11 protein-coding genes are annotated in these 15,806 nt (G+C 32.3%); 8 read left to right on the top strand and 3 right to left on the bottom strand.

Features of this window, described 5'->3' with window-relative positions; genetic code table 11:
- The first annotated feature begins 588 nt into the window (after positions 1-588).
- The 6 genes from AC2A1C_RS14830 (at position 589) to AC2A1C_RS14805 (ending at position 6,479) form a co-directional block, all read left to right on the top strand.
- Complete coding sequence (locus tag AC2A1C_RS14830) at positions 589-1,506, top strand: helix-turn-helix domain-containing protein (protein ID WP_484026667.1); 918 nt, start codon at positions 589-591, stop codon at positions 1,504-1,506.
- Positions 1,507-1,592: 86 nt separating this feature from the next.
- The gene (locus AC2A1C_RS14825; protein ID WP_484026666.1) at positions 1,593-3,017 is read left to right on the top strand and encodes a hypothetical protein; all 1,425 of its coding nucleotides are present in this window, start codon (positions 1,593-1,595) and stop codon (positions 3,015-3,017) included.
- A gap of 597 nt (positions 3,018-3,614) precedes the next feature.
- A complete protein-coding gene (locus AC2A1C_RS14820) occupies positions 3,615-3,875 on the top strand; it encodes a hypothetical protein (protein ID WP_484026664.1) in 261 nt (86 codons plus the stop codon).
- A 197-nt stretch (positions 3,876-4,072) separates the two neighbouring features.
- Positions 4,073-5,431, top strand: a complete 1,359-nt coding sequence (locus AC2A1C_RS14815; protein ID WP_484026663.1) for a flavin monoamine oxidase family protein — start codon at positions 4,073-4,075, stop codon at positions 5,429-5,431.
- A gap of 5 nt (positions 5,432-5,436) precedes the next feature.
- Positions 5,437-5,757, top strand: a complete 321-nt coding sequence (locus AC2A1C_RS14810) for a hypothetical protein (RefSeq protein WP_484026662.1) — start codon at positions 5,437-5,439, stop codon at positions 5,755-5,757.
- Between the two features lie 239 nt (positions 5,758-5,996).
- Positions 5,997-6,479, top strand: coding sequence for an N-acetyltransferase family protein (locus AC2A1C_RS14805; RefSeq protein WP_484026661.1), 483 nt, complete (start codon positions 5,997-5,999; stop codon positions 6,477-6,479).
- Here AC2A1C_RS14805 and AC2A1C_RS14800 read toward each other — a convergent pair.
- Together AC2A1C_RS14800 and AC2A1C_RS14795 are read right to left on the bottom strand one after the other, a co-directional pair.
- Positions 6,476-8,551 carry an alpha-ketoacid dehydrogenase subunit alpha/beta gene (locus tag AC2A1C_RS14800; protein ID WP_484026660.1) on the bottom strand — a complete coding sequence of 692 codons (2,076 nt, stop codon included), beginning with the start codon at positions 8,549-8,551 and terminating at the stop codon, positions 6,476-6,478. The two genes, AC2A1C_RS14805 and AC2A1C_RS14800, sit on opposite strands and share 4 nt — an antisense overlap.
- Positions 8,552-8,626: 75 nt before the next feature.
- Positions 8,627-10,720, bottom strand: a complete 2,094-nt coding sequence (locus AC2A1C_RS14795; protein ID WP_484026659.1) for a S8 family peptidase — start codon at positions 10,718-10,720, stop codon at positions 8,627-8,629.
- Positions 10,721-10,903: 183 nt separating this feature from the next.
- Here AC2A1C_RS14795 and AC2A1C_RS14790 point away from each other — a divergent pair, with 183 nt between their 5' ends.
- Complete coding sequence (locus tag AC2A1C_RS14790) at positions 10,904-11,194, top strand: HU family DNA-binding protein (RefSeq protein WP_484026658.1); 291 nt, start codon at positions 10,904-10,906, stop codon at positions 11,192-11,194.
- 267 nt (positions 11,195-11,461) lie between these two features.
- Entirely contained in the window at positions 11,462-13,018 is a 1,557-nt protein-coding gene (locus AC2A1C_RS14785) for an Rne/Rng family ribonuclease (RefSeq protein WP_484026657.1), read from the top strand.
- A gap of 70 nt (positions 13,019-13,088) precedes the next feature.
- On the opposite strand, the gene AC2A1C_RS14780 is transcribed toward AC2A1C_RS14785, so the two are convergent.
- Positions 13,089-15,806 (bottom strand): leucine-rich repeat domain-containing protein (locus AC2A1C_RS14780; protein ID WP_484026656.1); only part of this gene is annotated, 2,718 nt, incomplete at its 5' end.

Genomic DNA, 15,806 nt, shown 5'->3' with positions numbered 1-15,806 from the left:
TGGAAAATTAAAAATCACACCGACTTGAAGATTATAAAAAAACAATCACACCAGCAGATAAGTTAGTATTGGTGTTGTGTCGTTATATGTGAATAGATCTTTCTCTCCTACTCTATCCATTTTACTTTTCAAAAGAAAAAAAATCCTTTTCCCATTTTAGTGAAAAAATTATATATTTATACATTAATGAAATGTGTAATAATTTCGCTCTATAAAAGTGAAATAAACTACTTTTAAACCAATTATTTAAATAATAGTCAGCAATCATTGTAAAGCGACACTCTAAATTTAATTTGCTACCTTACGATAATGAATTTGTTTTTAATTTGTTTTATATCAGGTGCCAGTTTTTTACTCAGTTTCTTACTATTCTTTCATCCGTTACAACAAAATGTAAAAGCCAACAGGTGGCTTAGCTTTTTTGCTTTTATAATTAGCTGCGCTTTTATAAATACTTATATAATTACAAATGAAACGACGATTTTTAATAGCTTACTGTTTAAATGTTTAAGTAGCTTTCAATTTCTTTTAGCACCAAGCCTTTACATCAGCATTCTTTATTTTGTAAGCCCAACAAAAGTATTCAGAATGACCGACTGGATTCATTTTGTACCTTTTGCAATCTATACAGTTGCTGAAATTATATACAACAATGGGAGGGAAAGCTTTTCTACATTTTCTCTTTTTGCTATAAATAAAAATGTATCATTTTTAGTGCGGGACATATTGCCTTTTCTTACTTTACTTTATTTGATAAAATCTTATATACTCTTAGAAAAACATAAAAGAAATCTGAAATTAATCTCTTCTGCAATAAGTCACATTAATCTGGATTGGCTGGTTCAGCTTTTATTCATTCTGTTATTAGCGGTAATTATTTGGATTAATGATGCACTTTTTGAATTGTCATTTTTAACCGAAGCAACGTTTTTTGTCTATACTGTTTCTGTTTTTTTTCTGGCTTATTTCTCCATAAAGCAAAAAACTATTTTCGTCGCCTTTAAAGAAAAAGATATACCAGAAATTTCGGATGTACTTACAAATGATAAAACCGAATTAAACATAATTTCTGGTGTAAATACTACAGATGTCAAAGAAGATATTATAACAGTATCGGAGACTGCAAAAGAAAAATCCAAAACAAAAAGGCTAAATGTTGAACGGGCAGCAATTTTATCGGCTCAATTATCTTCTCTAATGGAAAAGGATAAACTTTTTCTTGACAATGATTTGAATTTGGCAGCTCTTGCTGAAAAATTAGGTATTAGTATTCATGAAACCTCATTTTTGATTAACGAAACTACAAAAGACAATTTTTATAATTTCATAAATAAGTACAGAGTGGAGGAAGCCAAAAAATTATTAGTTTCGACAAAAATGGAGGAATTGAATATTTTAGGAATTGCCTTTGCTTCGGGCTTTAACTCAAAGACCACTTTTAATACTACTTTTAAAAGAATTGTTGGTGTTTCACCTTCCCAATACAGCAAAGAACAAAAAAAATAGCGGAAAAATATGTTCGGCTTTATCCAGTCGAACACTAAACAGCAGCAGCAGCCATAATTTTGGGCATTCTTCCAAAAAATTAAATGATGCTGAAATTAAAAAAAACATTGAAGTGCAGTCTTATTTGTATTATTTTGACAAATACTATTTTTGTGAATGCCTGTACCATTTTTATGGCTAACGATGGTAAAAATGTGTGGATTGGAAACAATGAAGATGAAGATTTTTCTACCAAATACAGAATGTGGTATTACCCCGCGAAAAAGGACAATTTTGGTTATATGATTTGGACAGAATTATCGATGGGTAAACTTTTTTACGGACTTATGTTTAAAAATCCACAAGGTGGACTCAATGAGTATGGACTTTTTATGGACTATACTGCAATAGATGAAGCGCCAATATCAAATGACCCAAACAAAAAGAACAGAAAAAAAGAATTAGTTCACGACTTATTGAGAAGTTGCAAATCTGTTAATGAAGCGATTCAATACATAAACAAATACAATCTGATAAAACTTAAAGCGGCGCAACTCTATCTTGCTGACGCAACTGGTGATTATGCAACTGTACACGGAGGTTATATCATTAGGAAAACGGGCAACAATTTTGCCTTGACAAACTATTGCATCAATAACGGGCATAAAGAAGCCTGTTACAGGCGAGATGCTGCCACCCATTATTTAAACACAACGAAGAGTTTTCAATTAAACGATATTAAAAATATTCTTCAAAAATCTTCACAAAAATCACCACAAACTTTAATTACTCATTTTTCAATGGCGGTAGATTTAAAGAATGCTATTATACACTTGTATTATAAGAATGATTTTGAAACTGAAAGAATTATAAATCTCAAAGAGGAATTAAAGAATGGAAAGTACCATAAAGACTTAGCTGACTACTTTCCAAAAGACATCTCTAACCTGATAGAAAAGAAATTTGAAAGCAATGGAATTAATGAAGCCATAGCAATGTATAAAGAATTACGAAAAACTTCTTTTAACCAATACAATTTCAGGAACAATTCAGTTTTAGATTTATGCATCAAATGGATAGACAATGGGAAAACAAAGGAGGCAATAGCATTGTTAGAAAGACTAAAAGAATTTGATACCGATAAAACAGAGGCTTATACTTGGCTGGGCGTTGCATATCGAAAAGACAACAATCTGAGCGAAAGCGCTAAAAATTTCTCTAAAGCATTTGAACAAAAACCTGATGATTATCTGGCTACACTTTGGGGTAAGCAAGACAATCAAAAAGTAATTTTCAAACTAAATGACTTCGAAGAAGCAGAAGAAGTTTTGCTAATGGGGGAATTTACGCAATGGACAAAGAACGCCATTAAAATGAAAAAGGAAAACGGTGTTTGGAATTGTGAAGTGGTGCTTCCGAAAGGTGAGCATATATATAAATTCAAAGTGAATAAAGAAAACCTTACAGATAAAATAAACACAATGTTTGTAGGGTCGGGTTCGAATATGTTTTCCAAAATTTACGTGTGGTAAAACAACAACAAACCGTCATCATAAACACATAAACTATTGAACAACATTCTAAAAAAATCAATAAAACAATATTAATTAGGATGACTAAAATTGAAGTTTTGTCATTATACAGAATTGATATTGAATACATTGAAAAATTTTCATTGGGGAAATCCAAAACAGAGTAAAATACTATTAAGAGATCAATGAATTGATTTTTATTAAATTCTTATTCACTTCCATAAAAGTACATTCATGCAAAAGAGAGGTAAATTGCAATATTAATTGTCAATCAATTATTATTGTTTTATTTTTAAACTTATTCGAAAAAATAAATAGAAACTATTCTTCAGTTTTTAAATTATCAGCAAAAGCATCAGTTGAACAACTCCGAACTTGCAAGACATTTTAAACTCAGCAAAACCTCAATCGCAAAATGGAAAAAAACTATTAAATAATGAGGTTTTTTTTTAAAACAATAGTTTTTCACCAACCATATTCAAACTTCTTTCCCAAACACAAAATCCTGAATCATTCATAAGAATTGGCAAATTATTATTTCCAGCTCACATTTTTCTTGTAATTTAGTTCGCTTAAAAAAATAAACAAAGACAAAAGATGAAAAAAGGAATTCTTCTATTTCTTGTCATTATTTTTTTTATTCATACCAATGTAAATGGACAAACAAAGATCGAAATACAACATTTAAAAAAAATATTCGATGGGACTTGGATAAATAAAAAAGACAACCGCTATTTACAATTCTTTTTTGATGAAGAAGTAGATTATATAACAGTGAATGATTGGACAGGCAGTTTGGACGAAAACAAAAATGAAACAATGGATGTTTACAAGGTATTTATAGAAGATTTGACATAAAAGAATTGAACCCTCATAAAACTGAACTTTTGCATAGCATTTTCAAAAGATAAAAAAAATAGTGATTGGAGTTTTTGGGTAAGAATATTGAGAAGAATTATGAAGCCAAAGCGAAAATAAAAATTCTATTAAATTATAACCATTTCACAGGATATCATATTGAACAACAGACCATAATATAAACAAACGACAATAATATGCAAAGAAGAAAATTTATAAAAAAAGCTCTAACAGGGTTACCTATTTTTCTTTTAACACCAACAATCTTAGCAAATTCTTGTAATAAAGATGATGAAAATCCTACCGAAAAAACTGTTATTGTCGTAGGTGCAGGAATTTCAGGATTAGCAGCAGCAAAAAAACTTAAAGAAAAAGGATTTAATGTAATCGTTTTAGAAGCGCAAAACAAAGTTGGTGGACGATTAAGAACCAACAGAACCTTAGGTATAGGATTTGATGAAGGTGCAAGCTGGATACACGGAATTAATGGAAATCCTATAACAACTTTGGCTCAACAAGCAGGAATGAATACCTTTGAAACCATCGACGAAAGTAGAAAATCTTATGATATTGGCGGAATTTTAAGAAGTGCTGCAAGCTATGACAGTGCAGAAGATGAATTATATACAATTCTTGGCTCAATGATGAATAGTGGGAATAAAACACAAAGTTTCGAAACAGTTTTTAATTCATTATATCCGATAAATGCAAGTGACCGTCTTTGGAAATTTTTACTTTCAACGTATGTTACTTTTGACACGGGAGATTTAAACAATCTGTCTTCCTTACTTTACAATGAAGGAGAAGAATTTGGTGGTGCAGAAAAAATTGCAACTAACGGTTATGACACAATTGCAAATTATTTAGCAAATGGTTTAAATATTCAACTGAATCAAAGAGTTTCAAAAATTGATTATACAAGCGCAAAAGCAAAAGTTACACATAACGGAACTGTAACAGAAGCTGATTATGTACTTGTAACAGTTCCTTTGGGTGTATTGAAGTCCGGTAATATTCAGTTTGTTCCAAATCTGCCAACAGCCAAACAAAATGCTATACAAAAAGTGGGAATGAACTGTGTAAATAAATTTTTATTAACTTGGGATTCTGCTTTTTGGGATGATGTGCAATACATTTCCTACACACCAGAAATTAGAGACAAATTTAATTATTTTGTAAATGTTAAGAAATTTCACCCAGATGTAAATGCGTTAATGACTTTTGCATATGCAGATTATGGACGCCAAACCGAAACGATGACCGATAGTCAAATTATAAATGAAATAATGTTACATTTAAGAGACATTTACGGAAACAGTATTCCTAATCCCACAAATATGTTAAGAACAAAATGGCATACTAATGAAAATTCCTTTGGTGCTTATTCTTATACCGCTGTTGGTACAGAAATGCAACATTTCGACGACTTGGCAGAAGAAGTAGACGACAAATTATTTTTTGCAGGAGAACATACAGAAGCAGACCATTTTTCTACAGCTCATGGAGCATATTTGAGTGGAATTAGAGAAGCAGATAAAATAATAGATTTGATTTAAAAAAAATGGAAGACAAAATACAATCATACCGACAGCCATTAGTTACGGCAACAGGAATTATTTTAGGTTTCGTATTAAACTTTGCATCAACATTCGTAAAAACAGATAGTACTTTAAGTGATACAATAGCATACATTATTGGGTTTTGCATTCTGACAGGGATTATTTGTTTAATAACAGTATTAAGTAGAGTTTTAAAAATGAAATATCCCAAAGAAAAAGCCGAAGAATATTATCAAAAAACATTAAATTATTTTCTATTTGGAGTAAGCATTTCTTTTGTGGGTGTAATGATAGATATGTTTGTAAATTTTATGATTGAATGATAAAAACAACTTGATAATTCGGTGGCTGAAATACTTGTGAAAGATTCAATATTAAACTTTTGTATTAAACGTTGAATCTTCTGCTTAGATACAAACTAAAAAACTATTGTTGATATAATATTTCAGTACAGCGATATATTAATTTTCTGGAAATATAAAATGATGAACAAAGAAAAAATCAAAAAAGGTTTAAAATAATTTATCTTTAATGTATGCTAAACCTTACACTGACTTATCGAATGGCCACAATCAATGATCTACCAAAAATTGTAGAAATCTACAATTCCATCATTGAAACAAGAATGGTAACTGCCGATCTGGAGTCCATTTCTGTAGAAAGCAGGATCGGATGGTTTCATCAGCACAAAGAAAACCGCCCGCTTTGGATGGTAGAAAATTCTGAAAATGAAATCGTAGGTTGGGTAAGTTTTACCGATTTTTATGGAAGACCTGCTTATAACGGAACAGCGGAAATCAGCATCTATCTAAATGAAAAATTTCGTGGAAAAGGTTTTGGAAAAGAAATCCTGAAATACGCTATTGAAAACGCACCAAAATTTCAAATTAAAAATTTGCTGGCTTTTATTTTCGGACACAACCTTCCAAGCATCAAACTTTTTGAATGTTTTGATTTTGAAAAATGGGGAAATCTTCCAAAAGTTGCAATTTTGGATGGGATTGAAAGAGATCTTGTAATTTTAGGAAAAAGAATTTCCGATTAAAAAGAAAGAATTTCTTCTATTTTCCGCATCACTTTTTCCGGAGTTGGAAGCATTTGTTTTTCCAATTCGATATTGATGGGAACAGCCGGCAAATTCAGTGATCCCATCGCTTCCACCGGAGCATCCAGAAATTTGAAACAATTTTTTGAAATGCGATGAGCCAATGCTTCTGCAAAAGAATTCTGAATTTGTTCCTCTGTAAGAACCAAGCATTTCCCATGAAGTTTCACCCGTTCAAAAATCAATTCTTCATCTAAAGGGAACAATGTACGCAAATCCACCACCTCTACTCTATTTCCAAAATTTTTCGCAGCTTCTTTTGCCCAGTAAACGCCCATTCCATATGTGATGATTACCATTGATCTTCCCCTTTCGGTTTCTTCGGAAGAGGCATTTTCTACAATATTTGCTTTCCCGAATGGAAGTATATAATCTTCCGCAGGTTCAATGGTTTTAGCATCTTCCGTTCCCGGAACTTTACTCCAGTACAAACCTTTATGTTCCAACATAATACACGGATTCGGATCATAATATGCAGCTTTTAATAATCCTTTAAAATCGGCAGCATTACTTGGATAGGCAATTTTAATTCCTTTAATTGCATTGAGAAAAGTTTCCACGCTTCCACTGTGATATGGACCACCTCCTCCATAAGCACCAATCGGAACACGGATAATATTGCTTACCGGAAATTTTCCGTTTGATAAATAACAGGATTTTGAAATTTCTGTTACCAATTGATTGATTCCCGGAAAAATATAATCAGCAAACTGAACTTCCACAATTGGTTTTAAACCAACCGCACTCATTCCAATCGTAGAACCAATAATATACGCTTCTTGAATGGCCGTATTGAAAACCCTTTTATTTCCAAATTTTTTTCCTAATGTTACTGTTTCCCGAAAAACTCCGCCAATTCTTTCACCAACATCCTGACCATACAAAACAGCTTCCGGATGTTTATACATCAACTCTTGAATAGCATGAATGGCTGCATCTACCATTATCACTTTTTCTTTTGTATTTTCGGGAACTCGGGTTCCGGTTTCTTCAGTAATTGGAGTCGGAGCAAAAACATGTTCGGAAACTTCATCAATAGACGGTTCTTCTGCATTTTTAGCTCTTTCAAATGCTTCTTCAGCTTCGAGTCTTGCTCTTTTTGTGGTTTGTTTTAAAATTTCTTCATCCAAACCTTCCTCAAGAAGATAATTTCGTAAAATAATTCCAGGATCTTTTGCTCGGTGTTTTTCCAAATCTTCTTCATCTCTGTAAAATTCTCTTCTCACTCCGGAAGTATGATGACCAATCAAAACCGTTTTTGCACAAACTAAAATTGGTTTTCTTTCATTTCGGACAAAATCGAAAGCCTTTTTCATGGCTTCAAAACTTTCGATAAAATCGGTTCCATCCAATCGCATTCTGCTCAAACCAACAAAACCGGCAGCAAAATCATACGCATCCGAAGTTCTGGCTTCTTGCTTGGTTACCGAAATTCCCCATTCATTATCCTGAACCAAAAAAATAATCGGAAGTTGATGCAAAGCTGCAAACTGAAGCGCTTCGCTCACTTCTCCTTCCGTAACGGAATTATCGCCTAAACTACAAAGAACAACAGGATTTTCTTGGAAATTTTTGAGATTAAATTCCTGAATATATTTTATTCCTTGTGCAACTCCGGTGGTTGGAATTGCCTGCATTCCTGTTGCAGAACTTTGATGAATCATTTTCGGCTTATTTTCATCTAAACTGGAAGGATGGGAATAATAAGATCTCCCTCCGGAAAACGGATCATTTTTTTTGGCTAAAAGCTGCAACATCAGTTCATACGGTTCATAACCAATCCCTAAAAGCATACTTTCATCACGATAATAGGGAGAAACCCAGTCTTCTTTTTTCAAATGATATGCAGTAGCCAACTGAATTGCTTCATGACCTCTGGAAGTACTGTGAACATATTTGGTAATACTCCTGTTTTCTTCGTAAATATCGGCCATCGCTTTGGCAAGCATCATCTGATGAAAGGCTTTAAGAAGAATGTCCTGAGAAATAGTATGAATTACGGTTTTTTCCATAGCTACCAATATACTAATTCTTTGAAAAATAAAAAAAGCTGCCCGAAAGCAGCTTAAATTCAATATTTTATTAAATTATTCCTTAATAATTTTTTTAGAAATTTTTCCTTTTTCTGTAGTAATGTTAAAGATATAAACACCATTTGGAAGTTTACTCATGTCTACAGTTTGATAAGATTTTGCAACTACGGAAAGCACTTGTTTTCCGGACATATCATATACTGAAATAGTTTTTGCTCCTTCAGGAATCAGAACATTCACAATATCTTTTGTTTTAGTCGGATATACAGAAATTGATTTTATTGCAGTATCTGAGGCTGCAAAAGAACCTTCGTCATATCCTGTTACAATAAGTGCATAAGATTGATTAGCAGGACTTCCGTTATTATCCACTAATGTCCCTTTATTGGAAACTTCTATTCGGTATGTTCTTCCTGCAATTGGTGCATCAATAATAACTTGTTCTACATTATCTACAAGATTATCTCCCTTTGTTGCATTTGCCATTGGATTGGAAACATCCAGTTTCCAAGGATAATAAATGGTATTATCCGAAGTATCAATAATTCTTAAATCAAGATCATTAATAATCTTTGATGAATGATTATTCTGCAAATCATTATCTGTAGTGAAAGGAACTCCAGCAGGATCCACCCAAGAAATTGTAGCTTTCAGAGGAGTAGCATCTTTTGCTTTTACTTCTTTTGTATACACGGTTCCGGAAACAAGAGGATTTCTTTCAAAAATAGCCAAATTCGATTTTTTGTCTATTACCAATTTTGCTGCTTTAGTAGCATCTACAAATCCCCAACCAAACCAAACATCAGGACCCGGATTTCCGGCTTCATTAGCAGTATGTGTAAGCAGAGCCTTCATTTCATCAGCTTTGTAAGTGAATGTAGAATTTCCTGTAAGATTTCTGTTCACTTCTGTTACCGCTCCAGCTATACCGGAAACAATTGGTGCTGCATAAGAAGTACCGTTTCCTGTAGCATAGGAATTGTAGGTAGTACTATTGGTATAATTAGCTAGATAATGATTAGTACCTACAGCAGAAAGGTCAGGCTTTACAGCTCCGTCTCTTCTCGGACCGGCACTGCTAATTGAACCTTTTACAACATCGGTAGAAGTAGTGTAAATATTGTTTGGAGTAGTAAGCTGATTAGTAGCACCAACTACAATAATATTTTTTGCAAGAGATCCCCAACCCATACAGTAATATCCCTGACTACAGTTTGCTGCTGGTAAAACATCTGCACTATCAAAAGGAACATATTTGCTTTGTGCACTGCTCCATTTAAATTTTGCATCTGCAGCATTAGGTACCATTCCATAATAATTACCGGCAGATTTCACAACGATTTGATTGGGATTATCATATACAATCTTATCAAAATTTGCATCTTCGGTATTATAGCTACCAGAATAAGTATCCTGAGAATTAAGTTCATAATTTCCAATCCAGTACCATCCGACCGTGTGAAATGTAGTAGAAATAGTTGAGCTGTAATACCATCCCAAATTAATTCCATAAGAATGGTTGGAAACATTGGCAGTTGTGGCTGCTGCTAATTTTTGATAATTATTTCCTAATGCGGTAGTACGAAAAGAATAGTTATCCATATTCAATTTTGTTAAAACTCCCTTTGCAGCAGAAGTTCCGTAAGTTGCAGAATTTCCGATTCCTATTGCTCCAAGAATTCCCCCTACATTAGTAGAATGAGTTGAATATGCAACAGCGCCATTTTCTTTATCAAAAATGCGGGGTGTCGTTACAACTCCTCCCACTGCTCCAAATTCATTATGCTTTTCAAAAATCCTACCTGTATCCATTACAAGAATATTAATTCCATTACCTTGAATAGGAGTATTATTAAGACCTTGTAAACTTCCATCCTGCAATGCCACAACATTCGCACTTCTATTGGCTCTTGCATCTTCAGTTTCCCAAAACAAAGGAATTCCTCCTGCAAAACCGGCTAATCTGCTTTTTTCATCGGCAACCGCTTCAGAGGTCATTTTTGCATTATTACGAATGAGTATTTGCTCAAATTTTTGCTGATTCTGTTGATTTTGCTTACCAAATTCTTGAATAAGTTTTTCAGTATTCTGTCCCGATATAAAGATAGGAAGACCAGCCCCAAAAAGAAAAAGTACACCTTTTTTCATTATAACTGTTTATAAAATAATGACAAAATTACTAAATATATGAGTATAAAATATTCTGATTATTATTTTTTTTATCTATTATATCGAAACAGTAGAATCAAAAAATGTTTTACTAATTTGCTTATTTTCAATTTTTTTACCTAAATTTGCACACCAAAAAATTATAAATAAATTATATAGGAAATGACAAAGGCAGAATTGGTAAACACAATTTCAAACAAATTGGGAACCGAAAAAAATGAAACTCAAAAAGTGATTGAAGCTTTCATGCAGGAGATAAGAACATCAATGTATAATGGGGATAATGTTTATTTAAGAGGTTTCGGTTCTTTCATCATCAAAACCAGAGCAGCTAAAACCGGAAGAAATATTTCTAAAAACACTGCTATTGAAATCCCGGCTCACAACATTCCGGCTTTCAAGCCTTCAAAATCATTTGTTGAAAAAGTAAAAACTAAGGTAGTAGTAAAGTAAAAATAAACTAAACTGAATATTAACAAGTAAAAAAATTATAAATTATGCCAAGCGGAAAGAAAAGAAAAAGACACAAGGTAGCGACACACAAAAGAAAGAAAAGAAGAAGAGCGAACAGACATAAGAAAAAATAATTTTTTTCTAAAAATCATATAGAATATAGTTGATGAATTTTCCATAATTTCATTAGCTATATTTTTGTTTTTGGTATTTTCACTTTTAAATTTGAATTTCCAAAATGTATATTAACCTATAAATGAATGAGCAATGAAGAAAGAACTGATAGTTTCTTATGAAGATGAGCGTACCAAAATAGCGCTGCTCGAAGACGGAAGACTCTTTGAACTTCATGAAGAAGAAGATAAAAAAGACTTCATAGTAGGTGATCTATTTTTGGGAAAAGTAAAGAAACTGGCTCCCAATCTTAATTCGGCTTTTGTAAATATTGGCTACGAAAAAGATGCATTTCTACATTATCAGGATCTTGGTCCCGATTTTCTGAGCTATAAAAAATTTGTTAAAGATACCTTTTCCAAAAAACAGAATACTTCCGGTCTCAAAAATTTTGACATCCAGAAAGAAATTGACAAGCATGGAACTATAGACAAAGTTCTTGCTAAGGATGATGTAGTCCTTATTCAAATCACGAAAGAACCCATTTCTACAAAAGGGCCAAGAATTTCCACCCAACTTTCTTTAACAGGGCGTTTTTTGGTTTTAATCCCTTTTGACAACAAAGTTTCCATTTCAAAAAAAATAAAAACTCCTGAAGAAAAGGAACGTCTACGAACCCTTATTGAAAGTATCAAACCTGAAGGTTTTGGTGTAATTATCAGAACTGTAGCAGAAGGAAAGAAAGTAGCAGAACTTCATAATGACATGAATTCTCTTATTCAGAAATGGGAAAGCACATTCAAAAATATTCAGAAAAACAAAATTCCGAGTAAGGTTCTAAGCGAAGAAGATAAAGCATCTGCCATTTTGCGGGACAACTTCAATCAGGATTTTGTGAGCATTATTTGCGATGATGAACAGATGGTGAACGAAATGAAAGACTATCTGGAAATCATTGCTCCGGAGCGTAAAAATATTGTTCAGCTTTACGATTCCCATATTCCGCTTCTAGAATATTACAATGTAGAAAAACAACTGAAACAGAGCTTTGGAAAATTTGTAAACATCCCAAGTTCTAAAGGTGCTTATCTCGTTATTGAACATACGGAAGCCCTTCATGTAGTGGATGTGAATTCCGGGCCGAATATTTCTTCGGCAGCAACCAATAAAGAACATGCATTAAATGTAAATAAACAAGCTGCTACAGAAATTGCAAGACAGTTGCGCCTTCGAGATATGGGCGGGATTATCGTTGTCGATTTTATTGATATGCCCAATTCCGAACACCGCAGAATTTTGTATGAACATCTGAAAGATGAAATGAAGCGCGACAAAGCAAAACACAAAATTCTTCCTCCGAGTAAATTCGGGCTTATACAAATTACAAGACAACGAGTACGTTCAGAAAAGCAGATTGAAACTCAGGAAGAAAATCCTAATAAAGGTGGAGAAATTGTAGCTCCGATCGTAATTGTAGAAAGAATGGGCGAAACCATCCGAACCATTATGCAGAAAGAAAAAGGCAAACTTTATCTTCATGTACATCCTTTTGTAGAGGCTTATCTCACAAAAGGAATCAACAGCATCCAGATGAAATGGTTCATAAAATACAAAAAATGGGTTACCATTATTCCACGGGATTCTTTTAAATATTTAGAATATCATATCTATAATTCCCAAAAAAAAGAATTGATAGGCTATTCCAATTAAGAAAACACCTACAAAAAATAACAAAAACGCCCGATATTATTTTAAAATTTATCAGGCGTTTTTGCTTTGATTATAGTATTTTTTTCAATTGTTTTATTACTTCCATATAGGCTTTATTATACAAGGGATTCCATTCTTCTATAGCTTTTATATATCTTTTTTCATTAGGATTCCCCTCATTTTCTATTACATAAGGGATAAATTGATAATCAGGTATTGTTGCTAAAGTAATAGCTGTTTGGTCATCATCATATGTTTCTTTTATTTTTTTATCTAATCCGGTAAGCTGAAATAGCTGATCGTATTCTCTCCAAGAGAAGTCACGTGCAAGAACAAACATTATCTTTTTATTAGGATTATCCTTCATAGAATTAAGAGTCTTATGTACCTCTTCTTTTACGATATATGGAGAATTAACAAAATTAATAGAAAGCATAAACAAGACAATATCAGATTCCTCTAATTGTTTTTGGATTTGTTCATGCCATTTATCGGGTGTCATATCTTCACAACTCCAATAGGTAGCAATTAGCATTTTAGATAAAGGAGACAGATGCTTTTCAAGCTCTTTTTTAAAGAAATGATCTTCGTTACTATAAGAAATAAATATTTTCTTCATGTTTTTAATATTTTTATTGTTGCTTATGTTTTTAAAGGCTTGTGTACCTATTGATTTCGGATTAGAAAAATCTCTGTTTTCCAAATTCTCTTTCTTATAAGAAGCAATAGTTGCTACTGTTTTTTCCGGATCTTCAAGCGTTTTGTAGTGGACAAAATTCTCATTATCTATGCTTATATATAGATCTTCCGGATGATAATCAAACCAAAATTTATCCGGAATTTTCTTTTCTTCTGTCATTAAACGTTTATAATATATAGGATTTTCTTCCGTATGTTCTTTCTGATTTTCATCAAAGTATTCATGCAAAGGTCTTTGATCTTCCCTATTCCAGTACATACGGATGAGATCTTCAAATATTTGCTTTTCCATATCTTTTATAGATACTTCCTTATCTATGGACGAGATACTCACTTTTATTTCCAGCTTCGGAAAATCCAGATGTATGCTCACTTTTGCTTTTTTGTCTATTGTAAAAGCCAAATAATTCCTTTTATATATCTTCTTATCAGGATTCTTTCCATAGAAGCAGATAAGTTTATTGATAAACCCTAACGGAATAAAATGCAAAAATTTCAGTACGAAGTTTGTTTTCTGAAAGTCGAGAAACATAAAATAGTCTTTATCCTCCTCGTCCAATAATGGTAGATAATTTGGGATAATATAGGTAGCTTCTTCACAATTCTCATCCAGAAAAAGAACCTTATTATGTTTCAGCATGAGGATCAATTCGTTATCTATTCCCTCCTTAGCACAGATTTCTTCAAATTTTTCCTTATTTATTTTACCATCACTTATAGCATCTTTGCTTAGAATTTTATCATGCACCAACTCTATTGTTGCTTGAGGATTCAGCCATACATGGTCGCTTAGTTCAGGTATATCGTAGTACAGTACCAATCCTTTGGCAGAAAGCGTTTGTAGCTCCCCTTTTAGCAGGTGCATTTCTTTTTTAGTTTTATTATAATGCTTTAGCAAACTTGTTATTTCTACCTTTTCAGGACTTTTTTGAGCAAGGATATATTCATATAATTTTATTTCATCTACCGTTTTTTCCTCTTCCTTATTATCACTTATGATCTTTTCCAATGTCACTTTTAAAAGTGCCAGTTGAGCATCATTCACAGTATTTTTATAGCCTTTTTTCAGAGAAATATAAAACAATTGCTGTACTTTTTCAGAATGCGTATATTCTTGCTGATCTTCATCCGCATAAGTTTGCACAGAATAGATAGAAGAAAGCCTGAAATCAAATTTTTTGTTTTTTTCTTCCTGCAAAGCATAGTCTATTTGTCCTATCCAGTATTCTTTATTAAAATTAATGATGGAATGCTTATTTCCATCCTTTCCATATCTGTTATCATCCGTTTCTTTATGCCAGAATATAAAATGCACAGCTTCCAGATTAATAAATGCCTGATAAATACCATGGTAATAATCTTGCCCTCCGAAATCATAAAAAACAGCACTTGGCATGTTGGTTTCTCCTGAAGGTTTATAATGATAAGTACGCAACAGATGGGTACTGTCATTTTTATTTTCTATTTTGCCTTTGCTGAAATACGTATAAAAAGTAGATTTACCCGAAGAATGATTACCCAAAAGCATAACTTTTACAGGAAGTTTTATCTTTCTTTTTTTTGTTTCTAACTTATCCAGCTCATTGAGAATAATGTTTAAATGATTTTCATTGCTTCTTAATTCTAATGCATATTTACTATCAAAAGGATTATTATCTATATAAAGAGTTTTTATATTTTCATGATTTTTTAGAAATTCTAAACCTTCTATTTTAGTAAGTTCATTAGCATACAAGTTTAAATATTGCAATTGCTTTAGTTCTTCTAAACCTTCTATTTTGGTTAGCTGATTAGAAGATAAATGTAAATATTGCAATTGCTTTAATTCTTCTAAACCTTCTATTTTGATAAGTTGATTACGAGATAAATCTAAATCTTGCAATTGCTTTAATCCTTCTAACCCTTCTATTTTGATAAGTTGATTATGAGATAAATCTAAATCTTGTAATTGCTTTAGCTCTTCTAAACCTTCTATTTTGGTAAGTTGATTTTCATCTAAATATAATCTTTGCAATTGCTTTAATTCTTCTAACCCTTCTATTTTAGTGAATTCATTATATGATAAATTTAATTCCTCTAATTCTCTAAA

This window comes from Chryseobacterium sp. HNCC26DJ241, from assembly GCF_057180505.1.
The sequence above is the reverse complement of the archived record's forward strand: the minus strand, read 5'-3'. Positions and strand labels throughout refer to the sequence as shown.